Source organism: uncultured Aquabacterium sp. (assembly GCF_947366995.1).
Lineage (GTDB): Bacteria > Pseudomonadota > Gammaproteobacteria > Burkholderiales > Burkholderiaceae_C > Aquabacterium.
Window position 1 is genome coordinate 36,152 of the sequence record NZ_CANBCC010000022.1, and the last position, 18,137, is coordinate 54,288.

At 61.0% G+C, this 18,137-nt stretch carries 17 protein-coding genes; 3 read left to right on the top strand and 14 right to left on the bottom strand.

Annotated elements, in window-relative coordinates; all coding sequences use genetic code 11:
* Nucleotides 1-4: 4 nt before the first annotated feature.
* A complete protein-coding gene (gene gap / locus Q0Z44_RS08220) occupies nt 5-1,006 on the bottom strand; it encodes a type I glyceraldehyde-3-phosphate dehydrogenase (RefSeq protein ID WP_298011688.1) in 1,002 nt (333 codons plus the stop codon).
* 100 nt (nt 1,007-1,106) lie between these two features.
* Nucleotides 1,107-3,155 (bottom strand): transketolase, encoded by a 2,049-nt coding sequence (gene tkt, locus Q0Z44_RS08225; RefSeq protein WP_298011689.1) that lies wholly within the window; start codon nt 3,153-3,155, stop codon nt 1,107-1,109.
* 219 nt (nt 3,156-3,374) lie between these two features.
* On the opposite strand from tkt, the gene Q0Z44_RS08230 reads away from it, so the two are divergent.
* The 3 genes from Q0Z44_RS08230 to Q0Z44_RS08240 are packed head-to-tail and all read left to right on the top strand — an operon-like array spanning nt 3,375 to nt 6,787.
* A complete protein-coding gene (locus Q0Z44_RS08230) occupies nt 3,375-4,271 on the top strand; it encodes a glycosyltransferase family 2 protein (protein WP_298011691.1) in 897 nt (298 codons plus the stop codon).
* A 36-nt stretch (nt 4,272-4,307) separates the two neighbouring features.
* Complete coding sequence (locus tag Q0Z44_RS08235; RefSeq protein WP_298011692.1) at nt 4,308-5,705, top strand: lipopolysaccharide biosynthesis protein; 1,398 nt, start codon at nt 4,308-4,310, stop codon at nt 5,703-5,705.
* Nucleotides 5,702-6,787, top strand: a complete 1,086-nt coding sequence (locus tag Q0Z44_RS08240; RefSeq protein ID WP_298011693.1) for a glycosyltransferase family 1 protein — start codon at nt 5,702-5,704, stop codon at nt 6,785-6,787. Before Q0Z44_RS08235 ends, Q0Z44_RS08240 begins: the two co-directional genes overlap by 4 nt.
* A gap of 10 nt (nt 6,788-6,797) precedes the next feature.
* Here the strand turns inward: Q0Z44_RS08240 and Q0Z44_RS08245 are convergent, their stop codons facing one another.
* The 12 genes from Q0Z44_RS08245 to Q0Z44_RS08300 all read right to left on the bottom strand — a co-directional run bounded on the left by Q0Z44_RS08245 (nt 6,798) and on the right by Q0Z44_RS08300 (nt 18,118).
* Complete coding sequence (locus Q0Z44_RS08245; RefSeq protein WP_298011694.1) at nt 6,798-7,559, bottom strand: FkbM family methyltransferase; 762 nt, start codon at nt 7,557-7,559, stop codon at nt 6,798-6,800.
* Nucleotides 7,560-7,731: 172 nt separating this feature from the next.
* On the bottom strand, nt 7,732-8,541 hold the full coding sequence (locus Q0Z44_RS08250; protein WP_298011695.1) for a glycosyltransferase: 810 nt from the start codon (nt 8,539-8,541) through the stop codon (nt 7,732-7,734).
* 2 nt (nt 8,542-8,543) lie between these two features.
* Nucleotides 8,544-9,398 carry a glycosyltransferase family A protein gene (locus Q0Z44_RS08255; protein WP_298011696.1) on the bottom strand — a complete coding sequence of 285 codons (855 nt, stop codon included), beginning with the start codon at nt 9,396-9,398 and terminating at the stop codon, nt 8,544-8,546.
* A gap of 51 nt (nt 9,399-9,449) precedes the next feature.
* Complete coding sequence (locus Q0Z44_RS08260; protein WP_298011698.1) at nt 9,450-10,688, bottom strand: hypothetical protein; 1,239 nt, start codon at nt 10,686-10,688, stop codon at nt 9,450-9,452.
* Nucleotides 10,685-11,503: a hypothetical protein gene (locus Q0Z44_RS08265; RefSeq protein ID WP_298011700.1), complete on the bottom strand. Its 819-nt coding sequence runs from the start codon at nt 11,501-11,503 to the stop codon at nt 10,685-10,687. The genes Q0Z44_RS08260 and Q0Z44_RS08265 overlap by 4 nt, the downstream gene beginning before the upstream one ends.
* Nucleotides 11,490-12,662 carry a glycosyltransferase family 2 protein gene (locus Q0Z44_RS08270; protein WP_298011701.1) on the bottom strand — a complete coding sequence of 391 codons (1,173 nt, stop codon included), beginning with the start codon at nt 12,660-12,662 and terminating at the stop codon, nt 11,490-11,492. The genes Q0Z44_RS08265 and Q0Z44_RS08270 overlap by 14 nt, the downstream gene beginning before the upstream one ends.
* Before the next feature lie 53 nt (nt 12,663-12,715).
* Nucleotides 12,716-13,126 (bottom strand): pilin, encoded by a 411-nt coding sequence (locus Q0Z44_RS08275; protein ID WP_298011703.1) that lies wholly within the window; start codon nt 13,124-13,126, stop codon nt 12,716-12,718.
* 243 nt (nt 13,127-13,369) lie between these two features.
* Nucleotides 13,370-14,194, bottom strand: a complete 825-nt coding sequence (locus Q0Z44_RS08280; RefSeq protein ID WP_298011705.1) for a 3',5'-cyclic-nucleotide phosphodiesterase — start codon at nt 14,192-14,194, stop codon at nt 13,370-13,372.
* A 31-nt stretch (nt 14,195-14,225) separates the two neighbouring features.
* On the bottom strand, nt 14,226-14,960 hold the full coding sequence (locus Q0Z44_RS08285; protein ID WP_109034430.1) for an FHA domain-containing protein: 735 nt from the start codon (nt 14,958-14,960) through the stop codon (nt 14,226-14,228).
* 31 nt (nt 14,961-14,991) lie between these two features.
* Nucleotides 14,992-15,792, bottom strand: a complete 801-nt coding sequence (locus tag Q0Z44_RS08290) for a Stp1/IreP family PP2C-type Ser/Thr phosphatase (RefSeq protein WP_298011706.1) — start codon at nt 15,790-15,792, stop codon at nt 14,992-14,994.
* 92 nt (nt 15,793-15,884) lie between these two features.
* Nucleotides 15,885-17,417 carry a serine/threonine-protein kinase gene (locus Q0Z44_RS08295; RefSeq protein ID WP_298011707.1) on the bottom strand — a complete coding sequence of 511 codons (1,533 nt, stop codon included), beginning with the start codon at nt 17,415-17,417 and terminating at the stop codon, nt 15,885-15,887.
* A 5-nt stretch (nt 17,418-17,422) separates the two neighbouring features.
* Complete coding sequence (locus tag Q0Z44_RS08300; protein ID WP_298011708.1) at nt 17,423-18,118, bottom strand: TerC family protein; 696 nt, start codon at nt 18,116-18,118, stop codon at nt 17,423-17,425.
* Nucleotides 18,119-18,137 lie beyond the last annotated feature (19 nt).

Sequence of the window (18,137 nt, forward strand, 5' to 3'; positions counted from 1 at the left end):
TTGCTTACTTCGCGATCACACGTGCCATTTCCAGGCACTTGTTCGAGTAACCCCACTCGTTGTCGTACCAGGACACGACCTTCACGAAGGTCTTGTCCAGGGCGATACCGGCTTCGGCGTCGAACACCGAGGTGCACGGCTCACCGCGGAAGTCGGTCGCCACGACCTTGTCTTCCGTGTAGCCCAGCACGCCCTTCATGGCGCCGTCCGAGGCGGCCTTCATGGCCTTGCAGATGTCTTCGTACGAAGCTTCCTTGTTCAGCTCGACGGTCAGGTCGACCACCGACACGTCGGAGGTGGGCACGCGGAAGGCCATGCCGGTCAGCTTCTTGTTCAGCTCGGGGATCACCACGCCCACGGCCTTGGCAGCGCCAGTGCTCGAGGGGATGATGTTTTCCAGGATACCGCGGCCGCCGCGCCAGTCTTTATTCGACGGGCCGTCCACGGTCTTCTGCGTGGCGGTGGCAGCGTGCACGGTGGTCATCAGGCCGCGCTTGATGCCGAAGGTGTCGTTCAGCACCTTGGCCACAGGAGCCAGACAGTTGGTGGTGCACGAGGCGTTGGAGATGATGGTCTGGCCGGCGTAGGTCTTGTCGTTCACGCCGTAGACGAACATCGGGGTGTCGTCCTTCGACGGGGCCGACATGATGACCTTCTTGGCACCGGCCTTGATGTGGGCTTCGGCGGTTTCCTTGGTCAGGAACAGGCCGGTCGACTCGATCACGATGTCGGCGCCGACTTCGTTCCAGGCCAGCTCGGCCGGGTTCTTCACGGCGGTCAGGCGGATCTTCTTGCCATTGACGATCAGGTTGTTGCCGTCGACGGCCACGTCACCCTTGAAGCGACCGTGCACGCTGTCGTACTTCAGCATGTAAGCCAGGTAGTCGGGCTCCAGCAGGTCGTTGATGCCGACGATCTCGATGTCGTTGGCGAAGTTCTGGACTGCAGCACGGAACACCATGCGGCCGATGCGGCCGAAGCCGTTGATACCGATCTTGATCGTCATGTTGGTCTTACCTCAGAGAGTGAATGAACTGGGTGATGGGGTCAGGCGCCCGGCGCGACACAGGGCCGCCGGGGCAGCCCCATGACCAGACTGCGCCCTTTTACTTCTTGATCGACAGAACCTTGCGGACCGTGGCCACGACGTTCTCGGTGGTGAAGCCGAAGTGCTTGAACAGCACGCCGGCCGGCGCCGATTCGCCGTAGGTGTCGATGCCGACGACAGCATCCACACCATACTTCCACCAGAAGTCCGTCACACCGGCTTCCACCGCAATGCGGGGGAGCTTGTTCGGGAGCACGGCCTTCTTGTAGGCCACGTCCTGGCGGTCGAATACCGTGGTCGACGGCATCGACACCACGCGCACGGGGATCTTCTGCTTGGCCAACTCGGCCTGCGCATGCAGGGCCAGCTGCACTTCCGAACCGGTGGCGATGATGACGGCCACCGGCTTCTTCTTCAGGCCCACTTCTGACGGCTCGGCCAGGATGTAGGCGCCCTGGGTGATGACGTCGGCGTCGACCTTGGGTGCGTACGGCAGGTTCTGGCGCGACAGCAGCAGCGCGGTCGGGCGGTTCTTGTTGGCCAGCGCGATCGACCAGGCCACGGCGGTTTCCGTGGTGTCGGCCGGACGCCAGACGTCCAGCCCCGGGATCAGACGCAGGCTGGCGGCGTGCTCCACCGACTGGTGGGTCGGGCCGTCTTCACCCAGGCCGATCGAATCGTGCGTGAACACGTGGATCACGCGCTGCTTCATCAGCGCGGCCATGCGGATGGCGTTGCGGCTGTAGTCGCTGAAGGTCAGGAAAGTGCCGCCGTAGGGGATGAAGCCGCCGTGCAGGGCCACGCCGTTCATGATGGCGGCCATGCCGAACTCGCGCACGCCGTAGTTGATGTGGCGGCCAGGCTTGCCCAGCTCCGTGACGGCCACCGAGCCGTCGTCCTCGAAGCGCACAGGCGGCGTGCTCTTGGTGTTGGTCAGGTTCGAGCCGGTCAGGTCGGCCGAACCACCCAGCAGTTCGGGCAGCGCGGCGGTGAAGTGCTCCAGCGCCTGCTGGCTGGCCTTGCGGCTGGCCACGGTTTCGGCCTTGTCGTGGGCAGCGGCCACGGCCTGCACCGCGATCTCCGAGAAGTTGGCGGGCAGTTCGCCGGCCATGCGGCGCACGTACTCGGCGGCCAGCTCGGGGAAGGCGGCCTTGTAGGCGTCGAAGCGGGCATTCCAGTCGTTGACCAGCAACTCACCATCGGCCTTGGCGTTCCAGTCGGCGTACACCTCTTCCGGCAGCATGAAGGGCTCGTGAACCCAGCTCAGTGCCTCGCGGGTCAGCTTGATCTCGTCGCCACCCAGCGGCTCGCCGTGGGCCTTGGCCGTGTTGGCGCGGTTGGGCGAGCCCTTGCCGATGTGGGTCTTGCAGACGATCAGCGTGGGCTTGTCGCCGCTCAGCTTGGCGCGCTCGATGGCGGCGTCGACGGCGTCGATGTCATGGCCGTCGACGGGGCCGACCACATTCCAGCCACAGGCCTCAAAACGCTTGGGCGTGTTGTCGATGAACCAGGGCGTGACCTGCCCGTCGATCGAGATGCCGTTGTCGTCGTACAGCGCGATCAGCTTGTTCAGCTTCCAGGCGCCGGCCAGGGCCACGGCTTCGTGGCTGATGCCTTCCATCAGGCAGCCATCACCCAGGAACACATAGGTGTGGTGGTCGACGATGCGGTGGCCTTCGCGGTTGAACTCGGAAGCCAGCAGCTTCTCAGCCAGCGCGAAGCCCACGGCGTTGGTGATGCCCTGCCCCAGCGGGCCGGTGGTCGTTTCGACGCCCGGAGTGATGCCGACTTCCGGGTGGCCCGGCGTCTTGCTGTGCATCTGGCGGAAAGCCTTGAGGTCATCGACCGACAGGTCGTAGCCGCTCAGGTGCAGCAGCGCATAGATGAGCATCGAGGCATGGCCGTTCGACAGCACGAAGCGGTCACGGTCCAGCCATTGCGGGTTCGTCGGGCTGTGGCGCAGGTGCCGGCTCCACAGTGCCACGGCCATGTCGGCCATGCCCATCGGCGCCCCGGGGTGACCGGAGTTGGCTTGCTGGACGGCATCCATGGCCAGCACGCGGATCGCGTTGGCCATGGCGGTGGAGTTCTTGGTGGCGTTGGGCATGGGTGGGCAGGATGAAGAACGATCAATCCCGGATTTTAGCGTCGCCACCGCATCGCTGGACCGCAGGACTGTGTCCACCCTCTTGTAAACCGCATACCATGATCGTCCGTGGCGAGAGGACATTGCCAGCACGCAGCGTTCTGACGGCCCACAGTCTGTGCCAGCCTTACCCCAGGCAACCTGCAATTCAGCGCCTCCATGATGCGTCCCATCGTCCTCATGTCCACCTTTAACGGCTCACGTCATGTAGCGCAACAGATTGAGTCGATCCTGGTCCAGTTGCCGGAGAACGGACGTCTTCTCATCCGCGATGACGGCTCGTCGGATGCGACGGTAGCAATTGCTCGTTCTGCCAGCGACCACCGAGTCAGCATCTCGTGCGGGGAGAACATCGGATTCGCTCGGAGCTTTCTCGAGTTGCTTGCGAACGCTCCTAGCGACGCAGATCTGTACCTTCTGGCAGATCAGGATGATGTCTGGCTCCCGGGAAAGATTGACAGGGCATGGCAGTTTCTCGCCCCCTTCCACGAGCAGGTTGCACTGTACTGTGCGCGAGCGACCCTGACGGACCCCTCGTTACGCCCTATCGGACTCACGCCCCTTCACCGCCCCGCAGACAACTTGCGGCATGCGCTTCTTCAGAACATCGCTACCGGTTGCACCGTGGCGGTTACGAAACCCCTGAAAGACTTGGCAACTCGGACAACCTCGCATGCACAAATCAGCTTCCATGACTGGTGGCTCTATGTGGTAGCGACGGCCTTCGGCACCGTGCTTTTCGACGAGGAGCCAAGGACGCTGTACCGGCAACACAGCGCCAACGTGATCGGAATGAGTGGAGGAAAACTACGATACATAAGAATCCTCCGCTACCTCGTGAAGACGAACTGGCTACAGATCGCGAACCGGCAGATCAGCGCTTTCAGGGCCACCTTTGACGCTCAGCTTTCTGATGCGCAAAGGAAGAGTGTCGCATCGCTCCAAAAGGAAGGGGGCGCGCTAAACCGGAGAGGGATACTGTTCTCCGCCAAGCCCGTCGCCAACACCATGACCGCTGATCTGTTATTACGCGCACTTGTTTTTGCAGACCCGCGAGAGACGACAGTCAATGGCTGAAGTTTGTACAAGAGACTGCCAGCCAACCGGTGACGCATGCCCTTGAAGACCGCAATAAAGCACCTTCGTCTGCAACCGTTCGACCTGTCTACCGACACGGGGCGAGCGGCAGAGCGCTATCGACTCGCGCTATGGTCGATCCTCGCAGAGGTCGTGTCCCGCGTCAGCGGCTTGGCACTGATGGTGATGTCAATCAAGTGGACCGCCCCTTACCTGGGCCACGAGCGGTTCGGGGTATGGGCTACGTTCGTGGGCCTGCCCGCACTGGTTGCGTTCCTGGACATCGGCGTTGGGAACGCCATGACGAACCGAGTTGCACATTCCCTGCGCACAGGGGGCAGAACTGCCGCACGAGACAGCATCAGTAGCGGGCTGCTGATCCTCGGCGCAGTCTCGGTGGCTCTCAGTGCGGGCCTCTACGGCGCGGCAACCGTCATCCCTTGGGCATCGGTACTGAAACTCGGCGATGCCTCCTTCGAGAGGGAGATACGACAGGCTGCACAGGTGCTAGCAGCAGCATCCTCACTGACGCTGTTCAGTAACGGCGTAGGCCGAGTGCTCCACGGACTGCAGCGCGCCTACCTGGTCCACGTCACGAGCGCAGTCGGTTCACTTCTTGCGCTCATTGCGCTGGACACGGCAATCGGACAGCAGGCGACCATGCCAACCCTCATCGCGTGTCAATTGATTCCCGCTACTCTGATGACGGGCGCGCTGGTTTGCTGGCTCTGGAGAGAAGGGCTGATCTCAGGTTCAGACGCGATTGCGTCAGTGAAATCGGAGGGACCGATTCTCATTCGCTCGGGCGCTCTATTTTGCGTCCTCCAGCTGGCTACAACCATCGGATGGAATGCTGACAGTGCCATACTCGCTACCGCGGCAGGCGCATCGAGCGTGGCCGCATTCAGCGTGACGGCACGTCTGCTCCAGATGGTCTCGCAACCCATTTCAGTCATCAATGCGCCTCTCTGGGCTGCCTATGCCGACGCACTCGCAGCAAAAGACCATCAATTCATACGCCAGACGTTCAAGCGCAGCATTCTCACAACGCTGACACTCGCCATTGCGGGGGCAATCGTATGTCTTGTGATTGGTCCAGATGTGGTAAATCTATGGACCTCGCAGAGCGTCCGCACGACATATCCATTGCTCGCATTACTCGGGGCATGGACCATTCTGGAATGCTGTGGAAGCGCACTCTCAATGCTGCTCAACGGACTGAACATCATCAGGCAGCAGGTCGTTACCGCCACGTTGTTCATCGGCCTCGCAATACCAACAAAAATCGCACTGTCCTCGCACTATGGCGCTGAAGGGCTTGTTTCAGCAGGCATCCTCTCGTACGTTGCTGCGCTGCTTATCGGGTATGGAGCCTGGTTCCGCGAGGATGTTCGCCACGCGATACACGGGCGGCTTGAACAATATCGGTCATGAAAATCGCCCTGGATAATCAGGTTTTCTCCCTCCAAGACCGCGGAGGCATATCTCGATATTTCTGCGAACTGAGTTCAGCCTTGGTAGCCGCCGGCGACGACGTAGTGATCACCTCCATCCTGCACCGCAACCTTCACCTTTTGGAGTGCAACGCGGCACGAAACGTCGGGGTGGGCCTACCAGGGCAAGCAGGGATCATTGCCAGAAGCTTTGCGCCTCTCGCCTCTTTCATCAGCGATGCGCTGATACCTTATTTCAAACCAGATCTCGTTCACCTCACGTACTACAGACCCGCCAGAAGAAAAAGAAGACCTCACCCCACCGTGGTAACGGTACACGACATGATCCCGGAAAAATATCCCGACATGACGTCACGGCAGGACCCCGCGGTCCAGTGGAAAAAAGAGGCCATCCTTTCAGCGGATCACGTGATCTGTGTTTCACACAATACAAAGAGAGAACTGCAGGAGGCAGTTGCTTTAAACGACAAAAAAATTTCAGTCGTACATCATGGAATTCGCCCTTTTTTCACCACCGCCCTGAACCGCCCGCACGAGCGCCCCTACCTGCTCTACGTGGGGCACAGAGGTGGATACAAGAACTTCGCGAATCTCGTGAAAGCGGTCGGTGCTCGCAAAATCTTAAGGGATTCTTTCGATGTTGTTGCCTTTGGAGGGCCGCCCTTCAGCGAACAAGAGCGAGATGAGATCAAGCGAGCCGGCATCTCGGCGGCGCGATATTCTGGCGATGATGCAGCCTTGGCGGCGTTCTACCGTCATGCCGTGGCATTTATATATCCGTCCCTACACGAGGGGTTCGGCTTGCCTCCGCTGGAGGCGATGGCTCAGCAGTGCCCCGTGATCGCCAGTTCGGAAAGCTCAATACCAGAGATTCTGGAGGACGCAGCGATGTACTTCTCGCCCCGCGACATAGAAGCCGCGGCTGAAGCGATACAAACGGTCGTGTACGACCGTCAGGTCTCGGCCGCGCTCGTGGATCGCGGAATGAAGCAATTCAAGAAATACACCTGGGAGAGATGTGCCGCGGAAACTCGCGCTGCATACAGGGCAGCCATCGGGTAGTCCAGTCCGCTCATTGCACCTCGCTTTGGTAGTCAGAGAGCGCCGCCGAGACCGCCAGATCATCCTTCGGCGCGCAAGCCAAGAGGTCAAAATAGTGGATGGTGCGGGAACTTCCTCCCACGTTCTGCGCCCAAACGTAGCCAAGCAGCGATCGGAGAACCACAACGTCCGACGTCTCAAGGACAACCCCACCAAAGTTGTCAAAAACGACCCATCTGGTGTAACCGAGCCGCATAAGATCAAAGATGAGACTTTCATAACTATCGCGCTGCTCTCTGTCGAAATACTGGCACTCGAAAAACAAGATGGGGGCAGAGCAGCTTAGAATTTGCATCGCGGACCGAATAACCTCGTAGTCGAAGCCATCAACATCTGATTTGATCAACTTCACCAAGGGGTACTCACCCTCGGACAAAATAGTATCGAGCGGCCGCGATCGAATACCGCCCTTTCCTCCAACCACTGCTGCTTTGGTGCCATCGCGCCCTGAAAGCGACGCCACTTTCTCTCCATCGCCTACAAGTGCTTTTATAAGCACCACATTCAGCAAACCATTCGAGCGCTCAAGGCGAGCGAGATTTCTCTTGAGGTAGCTGAAGAACAACTCGTCCGGCTCCACGCACACATAGCTCAACCAACGATTTTCACCAACCATCGCTGCCAGTGTGTCACCAACGTTTGCCCCCACGTCGACGACGACGCCCTTCTCCCCGAGGTGGCGAGCGAGAATTGGCAAAAATCTGTCGTATTGAAGATGCTCAGCGCGGTACACGGGCAATTTGTGCCCAGGTGGCAACAGAATATCGACCTCACCACAGCGATATGTAGTCGAATGCCCAACCACGCGCCTTATCGCGATGAGCCCATCACTTAATGTTCGTCGAATAAACAGTAGCGCTCGCACGCAGCAGTCTGAAAAACGAGCAATCATCCGACCTCTCCAATCACCTTATTATCCGCCGCGCTGAAGCGGCAAGACCCCGCCAACGTTGAAGGAGCCGAAACACCCGCTCTTCAGTCATCAGGGATGATCTGGTGAGTCGACTCCACGCAACCCGGCCCAGCCACCCCCAAAAGCCGATGTATCCATGACGTCTACTGATGGCCGCCGACTCGAGGCCGGCGCGCCAGCCAGCTGATGCGCCGCCAAGATAGAAAACAGCCACTGCCTCGGGCACATGCAAGAATGAGAACCCTTCCTTTTGCGCTCGAATGAAAAAGTCACGGTCAGCCGCAATCCTGAAGCGCTGATCGAATCCGCCAAGCCGATCAAATGTCGACCTGCGAACGACGGTCGCGGGATGAGGGAGGGTATCGGACTTGAACTGCTCAGGGTGCCTTTCGTGGGTCACAAGATCAGCAACCCCTGCGCACGCAAGCAGCAACCGTGCGTAGAAGATATCGGCGGCGCGGCTTTCCAGTGCGGACACCAATCGAGTGTAGGCATCCTGAACGATTTCATCTCCCGAATTAATGTACGCAACATATTCGGACCTTGATTGCTGCCATCCCTTGTTCATGGCTTGGTAGATTCCGGAGTCCCGCTCAGAGACAATGCTCGCATGCTTGTGACCCGCGAGAAGCGATCTCGCCACATCTAGCGACGCATCCTCCGATGCGCCGTCCATCACCAGGTAGTGAACCTTGCCGCTCAGTATGGGGAGGATGGACAGAATTGTCCTCCTCAAGCCATTCGCATTATTCTTGTTTACAGTGACGATTGTAAGCAGCGGAGGTGGAACACAGTCGCCCATGCTCAGCACCGTCCCTGGCGAATATGTTGGTCGGGATAACCTAGAGCCAGCTGAACTCCTATGATCAACCAACGAACCAGCCGCGCGGCGATCCACCCTCCACGAGACAAAAGCAGCGACGCAGAGCCGACAGCGTGACGAGCTATCACCTGCATTTGCGATGATTTCATCGCCTCGGCGTTTGACATTTGTCCCTGGCGCATCCGAATGTAGGTCGCCCCGCTGTATTCAGCGTCCGTGTAACATAGCTCGGGCCGCGCCTTGATCAACCTTATCCAGAGATCCCAGTCCTCGTGATGCGTCAACCGCTCATCAAAGCCTCCCACTTCGTTGAAAAACGCCCTGGAAACGACACAGGAACTGATGGGGAAGCAGTTACCTGTGAGGATGCAGAACTGATCAAAAAATGGCCTGGAAAGCAGCCTCGGAGCCCTAAAATACGCCATTAGTGAATTACCCGCCCTTCCGGGTTGCGAGTAATAGGAGAATGGACAGACGACCATACTCTTCTCGCCCCCCCCGCCTCCTGTGATTGCCTCTCGAGCACAAGAGAGATAACGTGACCCAATTTGGTCGTCGGAGTCAAGAAAAAGAAGATATTTTCCCGTGGATGCTTGTACGCCAGCATTCCGCGCCGCCGAGGGGCCAGCATTCGGCTGCCACAATAAAGTCACACGCGCCTCGCCGGAAAAGCGCGCGGAGAACGCCGCAAAATCGGCCTTATCGGACCCGTCATCAACGACCACAACCTCGAAGTCTGAAACGTCTTGCTGACGAAGACAGGATGCTACCGCGTCGAAGGCGAGGTCGTGATCTCTAAAGCAAGGAATGATGACCGAGAAAAGTGGGCGCTTCATGAAATCGGCCTTTACAAAGGCGACGAGGAAAAGCTTTCGGGATCTTCTGCCTCAGAGCTGGCGGAGCCAGGGAAGACCCTCTCGGCTCACGAAGCGGCCACAATCGATCTTGAAATCCTTTCTGAGGAGCTCCCGTTCCGGGGCTACCGGCTGCGGGTTCAGCGCCCTCAAGAACTTCACATACAACATCGACTCCGAAAGTACGAACGTTGCGCTCGAGTCACTGGCTGAATATCCCCGCGTATAACCATAGCCGTTTTTCTTGAGGGCATACTGCCCAGAGGGAAAGAGTCTGGGGCACAAACTTTCCAGCCGCTCGATCGCTCTCCTTGCGCGGGCCTCTTCGGTTGACGTGACCGAGGCCGCAGAACCATTGAGCCGGACCTCATAGCTTGCGTCGCAAAGCCAGTAGCCAGCACTCCCCCTCAAGCGCGCTATTTCGGCGGGGGTATCCGAAGTGCTGATCATCACCGTTTCCCCAAGCGTCTTCGACTTCAACAGGCTGCAGCGCCCCGGCTCACGGATAACAAGGCCGAACGGCTCCAGATAGCCGTTGATCGCGTGCACGGCCTGGTTGTCGGGCGCTCCGGTCACAGGATGGGCCTGTCGAGGCTGCGCCTGCAGGAAAATGCGGAGCCGGCGTGCTCCGCTCAAGCGAGCACGCATCCCAGCCACAACATGATCTTGACTAGCAAGAAAATCGTGCCCGTCAAACCACGATAGGTTCAGCCAGCTGGAATCGGGATGAAATTTGGATGCAAGGAACGCTTGCGACTGCCCGGTGAAGGTCACATACGTCACACCTCGGTGCCCACGTGCGTCACCCACGTCTAGGTCGAAATAATCATGGCCCCGCCAGCGAGACCATTCAAGAGAGTCGAAGGGCCTCCAAGGAGAGTTCACCGCGACAGCGCCCATTTGCAACGAGCACGTGAGGACCAGCATCGTGATCCGCATGGCCTTCGTGTAAGTAGATCGGTAAATCACTGTCGCCAGAACCGGGCCAGCAAAAACCATGAAGGTCATAAAGTAGCGACCGTTTCCCCCCGTGGACAGCCAGAGCCCAAAAGCAAGGCTGAGACAGGCAAGCGGGACGATCACTGATCGCCCTGGACTCCACATGCGTCGTCGGGCAAAACAGGTCAAGAACCCTGCGACGACGAATACCACGATGGCCAGAAACCTCAGGTCAGGTGCCATGATCTCCGTGTACACCCACCCCTGAGGCAAAGCCATGATCACGGGCCGAAGAATCGCCTCGGCGAAACCATCCGGGGAAAATCTGATCATATGCCCACCAGCGGCCGCCAACCGATAATGCTCCTGATGATCGAGAAAACACCATCATAGAACGGGAAGACTGGGTTTCCGAAGTGGACCCACAGTTGGTAGCCCCACCAACCATATGTCACCCAGAAGCCGCCCGCCACAGCAAGCGACCAACACAACACACCAAGCAATCGGTCGGCGACTCTTCCCCCGGAAGCGAGCGTAAGAAGCAGGAGTACTGGGAGGAAGAAGCCGTTGCTCAGCTTGAATGCGACTGACACTCCTCCTAGCAGGCCAATGCCGGTTGCGTACCAGCGCAGTTGCCTCTCGGACAACGAACCGCCCAAAGCCGTGGCCTTGATCCCGATTGCAAGCGCCCACAAGAACGGCAGCGCGGCGAGAACATCGTTGCCGGTCGTCTCAGGCGCTCTGAGGACAAGTAGCGTGCCTACGCCGAGCAGTACACCGCTCAGCCTGAATAGAACAGTGAAGAAGTCTCCTCCTGGCATCAGCGAGCGCGCCATATGGAGCAGCGGAAAACAAATCAGCGCATGGAGAACCGCCCACACGACACCGGCCGTCCGGCCGGACCACCCCCAGAATGCCATCTTGTAGATGGGCCAGTACAGGTACGGGAACTGATAGGACTGTGAGCCTGCGGCGAAGTAATCCTTGTCGAAGCGAGCGCTATCCGCAACCCATCCAAGGTAAATGTGATGGTTCACGGAGTCCCAACTGAGACCAATCCCGCCCCGTTGTAGAGGAATGCTCACAAAAACGGAAAGAACCAAAGCAAACGCAATAAACAGCTCGAAAAGCGACCTATTGCGCGACATGCTTCTTGGCTCCCACAGTCTTCCATGCCAGTCCCATCGCGGCAGCCAGCATCGCCCCGGCGCACGCCTGCAGCCCGAGAATCATCATTGTTACAGCGGGAATAACCGCCCGCATCTTTTCACGAGGGTCGAGCTCTCCAAACCCGGTGACCGACCACATGCCGGCCAGATGAGCAGACCAAGCCAAGCCCGCAAGAAAAACAGCGCCGCCGGCGATCAGCCCTGACTCAACGCTTGCAGAACGAGTCAGCACCCCGACGAGGCGCCCTTCCGGTAGCATCCCGGCCAGCACGCCGATCCATTTTGTGAGCATCGCAAACTGTAGCAACTGCACACCCAAGATCAGTGCGCCACTTGCGTAAAGCAAGGAGTGCACGTCGAGGCCCACGCCGTAAAAACGGAAAGGTCCATGGATCAGCAATAACGTCATCAGCCCACCGGCCAGGCACAACGCCAGCCCGGGGAAGAGAAACAACCATCTGGGCGAGAACAACAACATAAACAGCAAGTGCCGCCACCCATCCCGCCATGTCCGCAGATGAGGCGGTCGGTCTCGCCCGTCGCGAGAGAGTGTCGTCGGCACTTCGCCCACCATCAAGCCGGCCCGGGCCGCCTTTGCGATCATTTCCGTCGCAAATTCCATCCCCGGACTGATCAGACCAAGTCGGGCGATGGCTTCCGTCGAGAAGCCCCTCAATCCGCAATGGAAGTCGCCGATCGGGATCCTGAAGAACAGCCGGCCGACGAAGCTCAGAACAGGATTGCCCAGATAGCGGTGCAAGGGAGGCATCGCCCCTGGCTCTATCCCCCCCTGGAATCGATTCCCGATTACCAAATGATCGCCAGCTCGCAGTCTCGCCATGAAGCCATCCAGCTTCGAAAAGTCGTAGCTGTCGTCGGCGTCCCCCATGATGACGTACCGGCCCCTCGCCTGTTGAATGCCGCTGATCAGGGCCGCACCGTAGCCTCGCTCTGTAGCACGAACAACGCGCGCGCCTCTCTGAGTGGCGATACTTACCGAGTCGTCAGACGAACCGTTGTCACTGACGAGGACCTCTGCAGCGATACCGGTGCGCAGAATGAAGGCGTTCGCCTTATCAATGCACACGCCAATCGTTCGAGCCTCGTTCAAACAAGGGATGAGGACGGTCAACTCCATCTTGTCTCCATAAAAAAAGGGCGGCCAAGCCGCCCTCTTCTTAATCAAACCGATCAGCCGCGGCACGAACCCGGCATCAGACGAGTCGGCGTACCGGAGCAGACCCAACGCGAAATGGTGTTGCCGGAGATCGACGGGGTCAGCGTCACCGTCACGGCCTCGCCGATAGTCGTCGCATTGCCAGTGGCGGTCACAACGCCCGTGGTGACGTTGACTTGGAGGTTCGACACGTATTGTGTCGACGCAAAGCCGGAGGAGCACGAGTCGAGGTTCGTGGCGCCCGAAGACTGTACGATTTCACTCACGCAGGTGCGGGCGCTACTGGCAGCCAGCACGACCTCCGAAACACGGGCCTTCTTCGTGTAGTCCTGGTAAGCCGGCAGCGCCACAGCCGCCAGAATGCCGATGATCGCCACGACGATCATCAGTTCGATCAGGGTAAAACCTTGTTGAACGCGCTTCATGTTCACTCCTAGAGGCTTGCGCCCACTTGTTGAATCAACTTCGGTCAGGCACCTCGCCTTGACCACGTCGTTCATTAGGCAGGGTCCATGCCAGCGTGAACCGATGAAAAAACCGTGACTTACACCACATTTCAAAAGCCAAAGGTGACAAAGTTCGGCACATTGGCGGAGCGCGCCTCAACCAAAGGATGAGCAAACTTCGTCACCTTCCGCTGCACTGACAATTTTTGTCAGCCCGCGCCCTCAGGCGCCAGCGTCGGTGCCGCGCGTGAGATGAAACCGCTGCCCTTCTCGCAGCGGCTCGATCAGATGCCGACTGTCCAGCGCCCGGATCTGTGACAGCACCGCCGGCACCTCGCCGGGCTTCGGGTGGGTGATGTACACACTCACCTCGCCATCCAGTTGCACCAGTTCCTGCGCCAAACTCTGCGGCGACAAGTGGCCGCTGATTTGAGCGAGGTGCGCTTCTTCGTTGCCGAACGCGGTCTCGATCACCAGTTGGGCGATGCGGCGACCTTGCAGCGCCTGCCACAGTGCCGGATTCGGCCCTGTGTCGCCCGTGAAGACCCACCATCCTTGAGGCGTTTCCACCGCGTAGCCCACCGCGGGCACCGTGTGCGCCGCGGGCAGCACATGAACCCGTCGGTCCGGGAGCCCACCGCGCGCCGGGAACAGCAGCTCGGCCCCCACAGTCAACTCATGCAGCACCAGAATGGGCCGGGCCGCGCTCGGCAGGCGGGTGAAGTCGGGCCAGATGACGCCGTTGAAGACGTGCTGACGCAGCGCGTCGAGCGTTTCAGGCAACGCATGCACGTGGATTGGACGCAGGTCGTTCAAGCCACCCGCGCCCTGTCGCAGCTTGATCACCGTATCGGCAAGAAGCGGAATGGAGAGGACGTGGTCAAGGTGGCTGTGCGTCAGCAGGATGTGGTCGACCCGGGCGAGTTCATCCAGCCGCAGCTCTCCGACACCACTCCCCGCATCGATCAGGATGTCGTCGTCAAGCAGGAACGCGGTCGTGTGGCACCGCGCGGCAATCGAACCATGGCACCCCAGAACCCGGATCATGACGTGGCCTCCGGCGTGGGTGACGGGCCGGTCAGGCCTGGACGAACTGCATCTGCGTGCCAGCCAGCTCGATCAGGTCGCCGCTCTTGAGGTGGACGGGATCGGCGGCCACCGCCTGGCCATTGACCAGGGGCCGCGCGGCCCCCTCCACGTGCGCAAACACATAGCCGCCGGGACGCTTGGTGATTGATGCAACCTGCACGCCGGGCTTGCCGACCGTGGTGACCACCTTGGTCAGCGCGACCTCGCGGCCAGCGGCTGCCCCGTTGAGCACCTTGATTGACGCCGGTGACTGCGCCCCCAGGCCGCCAAACCCGGTGCCCAACCCACCCGGCATGCTGTGGGCAAAACCGGGTGCAGGCGCAGCCGGAGGGGCGCCCACCGGCACGCTGCCCAGGCCGCCGGGACCCGTGTGCCCGCCCACCGCCGCGGGTGGCGTGCCGGGGCGCATGATCATGGTCTTTTCGTAGTCCTGGCCCTCTTCCGCCAGGTACTTGATCTTGTATTTGCCGATCTCGACCGTGTCGTTGTGCTGCAGCAGCTGCTTCTTGACGGCCTTCCCGTTGATGTAGGTGCCGTTGGTGCTGTTGAGGTCCTCGATGAACACGTCGCTGGCTACCATCTGCAGCACGGCATGCTCGCCACTCACCGCGAGGTTGTCGATGACGATGTCGTTGTATGGGCGACGCCCGAGCGAGGTCTTGTCCTTTGTGATCTGGACTTCTTTGATGACGACCCCGTCAAGCGAGACAACCAGCTTTCCCATTCGTAACCTCTCGGGTTGATCTTCTCGGTGTTCAGCCAGCGCCACCCAGGCGACGGAAGGGCCACCAGGAGCGGGCGGGCGGTTCGGCCGCTCCCTGCGCACGAACCAGTACCACGGCAATATTATCCCGGCCACCCGCTTCGTTGGCGGCAGCCACCAGGGCCGCCCCCATGTCCGGCAGCGAGTCGTGCGCAGCCATCACCTCGGCGATGCGCGCGTCAGGGAGCATGTCCGACAAGCCATCAGAGCACAGAAGGATGACATCGCCCGACTCGAGGTCGTGCTGGTGGGTTTCGAGCAGAACCATGTCCTCAACACCAACCGCCCGGGTCACGAGGTTCTTGTTGGAGGCGAACTGGGCCTGCTCGGGTGTGAGGATGCCAGCGTCAATTTGTTCCTGCAGTAACGAATGGTCTTTCGTCACCTGCTGCAACACGCCGCCCCGCCAACGGTAGGCACGCGAATCACCAATGTGGCCCAGCAGCATGCGACCGGAGCGGAACACACCCAGCACGAGCGTCGTGCCCATGCCCGCATAAGTCGGGTTCGAGGAAGCTGCAGAAAAGATGGCCCGGTTGGCGTTGTCGACGCAGATGTCCATGGCGCGGCGCACGTCGGCATCGCTGGCACTGCCGGCCGCCTCGGTCAACCAGCGGCCCAACTCGGCCTTGATGAAGTCGCACGCCATGCCGCTGGCCACCTCACCGGCGGCATAGCCGCCCATGCCGTCGGCCAGCACCGCCACGGCACATTGCTCGTCCAGGGCGACCGAATCCTCATTGTTCGTTCGCACCCGGCCGGTATCGGTCTGACTGTAGAACTCGAAGTCCATGGCGGGATTGTCACCTCGTTTTCGTCTTCGGGACCTGCCTCGGGTCGGCCAAACAGCCGTGCACTCACCCCCCATTCCCCCACGAGGGGGTGTCAAAGGGCAATATCAAGAGGCTGCAGCGCCCGCGCGACGGCGAGCAGGTCGGTGGCCATCTCGTGACCGGTGGCGTAGCGGGTTGTCGGATGCTTCTCCAGCGCGAGCGCCACGATGTCGCCCAGCGCCGCGGGCAGCTCGGGACGCAGCGAACAGACATTCGGGGCCGTCTCGTGTGCAATGGCCCGCATCAGCACGGCCATCGAGTCATTGCGGTACGGCAACTGCCCGGTGAGCAACTGGAACAGCGTCACCCCCAGCGAGTACAGGTCGCTGCGGCCGTCGATGGTCTGCCCCGCAAGCTGTTCGGGCGACATGAAGGTCGGGGTGCCCAGCACGACGCCTGTCCGTGTGCGGGCCGCGTCGGCCACCCGGGCCACACCGAAGTCCATGACCTTCACGCTGCCTGCCCGCAGGTCGATCATGATGTTGGCGGGCTTGATGTCACGGTGCGTGACGCCGCGGCTGTGCGCGTAGGCCAGCGCCTCGGCCACCCGCGCCACAATGGGAAGCAATTGCGCCAGGGGCAACAGGCGGGTTCTTTGCGTGTGCTGGCTGAGGTCGACGCCCTCGATCAGCTCCATCGCGATGAATGCCACGCCGTCCTGCTCACCCGCATCGATGATGCTCACGATATCGGGGTGCTGCAGGCGACCCGCCATCTCGGCCTCACGCAGGAAGCGCGCGCGCGCATCGGCCAGCTCATCGCCCTGAAACTCCTGTGCGAGCGACATCGTCTTGAGCGCAACATGGCGATCGGTCGCCGGGTCATAGCCAAGAAAGACGGCGCCCATCGCACCCTTGCCGATCTGGCGCTCCACCAGGAACTTGCCGAGCTGCTTGCGCGCCACATCCGGCAACGGCCGCGCAGGCACGGTGCCCCAGGTGTTCATCGTCGCCGCCTGGGCCAGTCCACGGGCGCGCATCAGGCGCAGCTTCACCTGGCGCCACTCGGCGTCGATGTCGGCCATGTGCTCGTAGACATCGCGCGCGACGTCGTACCGCCCTTCGCGCTCGAACGCCATCGCAATGCGATCCAGGGTTTCAAGGGCCGCCTGACGATGGGCCGCCTCGGGGAAGAAGCCGCGCAAGGTGTCCCAGGCGCGGTCGACCGGGCCGTCGCCCAGCGCCTGGAGCGCCCGCTCGATGCGCTGGCGGCCGCCTGGCCGGATGCGCAACCAGTCGGCAGACTCCAGCTCGGCCAGCGCGTGCGGCTGGGTCTCGGGTCCTGGGTCGCTGGGCGGCGCACTCGGGCGCCAGACCGGCGCGGTCGTGGCCACCGCATTCCGGGGCGGCACATCGAGGTAGGACAGCACCGTTTCCGGGCCGGAGTCCGACTCTTCCTGATGCAGCGGCATGGGCGCCGTGCGGGCGTGTTCCCCCGTCACCGGTGTGCGGCTGGCGTTGCCGCTGCTGCCCGTCGCCGGCCACGGCTGGCGCACCGCCCTCTGCTGCCGGACCAACCACAGCGCGAGGCCGCACGCCAGGATCAACAGAACAGCAATGACAAGCAGCGACAGGAAGAGGTCCATGGGGTTCAGCTTTGCGCGGGCGCGCGCTTCGCCAGCATGGTACCCACGACCAGGACGAACAGCGCGCCAGCCACCCCCGCCACATGGTGGGTACCGCGACCCGGTGTGAGGTGATCGACCATAGCGGGGTCACCGACCGCCAGCGTCCCGGCAATCCAGCCGAGCAACATGCCGCCTGCCGTGATGATCAGCGGGAAACGGTCCATCAGCTTCAGTACCACGGTGCTGCCCCAGACGATGATCGGGATGCTGACGAGCAGACCGAAGATCACCAGCGGCATCTCGTGGCCAGCATGGCCCGAGCCTTGCGCCGCACCCGCAATGCCGATGACGTTGTCGACGCTCATGACGAAATCGGCCACGATGATGGTCTTGATGGCGCCCAGCAGACGGTCGCTGCCGCTGACCTCGTGGGCGTCGTTCTCGGGCACGAGCAGCTTGATGCCGATCCAGAGCAGCAGCGCCGCCCCTACCAGCTTGAGGTAAGGCAGCTTGAGCAGCGACATCGCGAAAAAGATGAGCACGACGCGCAACACGATGGCGCCGGCCGTGCCCCAGATGACGCCGCGCGTGCGCAGGGCGGGAGGCAGGTTGCGACAGGCCAGCGCGATGACGACTGCGTTGTCACCGCCGAGCAGGATGTCGATCATCACGATCTGACCGACAGCCAGCCAGAATTCAGGGGTCAGGAAAGCGTCCATGAAAACTCAAACAGAACAG

Bases quoted from the DNA above. Each gene is read 5' to 3' on its own strand.
- Q0Z44_RS08275 (WP_298011703.1), bottom strand. From the start codon at position 13,126: ATGAAGCGCGTTCAACAAGGTTTTACCCTGATCGAACTGATGATCGTC.
- Q0Z44_RS08265 (WP_298011700.1), bottom strand. From the start codon at position 11,503: ATGTCGCGCAATAGGTCGCTTTTCGAGCTGTTTATTGCGTTTGCTTTG.
- Q0Z44_RS08300 (WP_298011708.1), bottom strand. From the start codon at position 18,118: ATGGACGCTTTCCTGACCCCTGAATTCTGGCTGGCTGTCGGTCAGATC.
- Q0Z44_RS08290 (WP_298011706.1), bottom strand. From the start codon at position 15,792: ATGGACTTCGAGTTCTACAGTCAGACCGATACCGGCCGGGTGCGAACG.
- tkt (WP_298011689.1), bottom strand. From the start codon at position 3,155: ATGCCCAACGCCACCAAGAACTCCACCGCCATGGCCAACGCGATCCGC.
- Q0Z44_RS08270 (WP_298011701.1), bottom strand. From the start codon at position 12,662: ATGGAGTTGACCGTCCTCATCCCTTGTTTGAACGAGGCTCGAACGATT.
- Q0Z44_RS08295 (WP_298011707.1), bottom strand. From the start codon at position 17,417: ATGGACCTCTTCCTGTCGCTGCTTGTCATTGCTGTTCTGTTGATCCTG.
- Q0Z44_RS08240 (WP_298011693.1), top strand. From the start codon at position 5,702: ATGAAAATCGCCCTGGATAATCAGGTTTTCTCCCTCCAAGACCGCGGA.
- Q0Z44_RS08250 (WP_298011695.1), bottom strand. From the start codon at position 8,541: ATGGGCGACTGTGTTCCACCTCCGCTGCTTACAATCGTCACTGTAAAC.
- Q0Z44_RS08235 (WP_298011692.1), top strand. From the start codon at position 4,308: ATGCCCTTGAAGACCGCAATAAAGCACCTTCGTCTGCAACCGTTCGAC.
- Q0Z44_RS08260 (WP_298011698.1), bottom strand. From the start codon at position 10,688: ATGATCAGATTTTCCCCGGATGGTTTCGCCGAGGCGATTCTTCGGCCC.
- Q0Z44_RS08230 (WP_298011691.1), top strand. From the start codon at position 3,375: ATGTCCACCTTTAACGGCTCACGTCATGTAGCGCAACAGATTGAGTCG.
- Q0Z44_RS08285 (WP_109034430.1), bottom strand. From the start codon at position 14,960: ATGGGAAAGCTGGTTGTCTCGCTTGACGGGGTCGTCATCAAAGAAGTC.
- Q0Z44_RS08280 (WP_298011705.1), bottom strand. From the start codon at position 14,194: ATGATCCGGGTTCTGGGGTGCCATGGTTCGATTGCCGCGCGGTGCCAC.
- gap (WP_298011688.1), bottom strand. From the start codon at position 1,006: ATGACGATCAAGATCGGTATCAACGGCTTCGGCCGCATCGGCCGCATG.
- Q0Z44_RS08255 (WP_298011696.1), bottom strand. From the start codon at position 9,398: ATGAAGCGCCCACTTTTCTCGGTCATCATTCCTTGCTTTAGAGATCAC.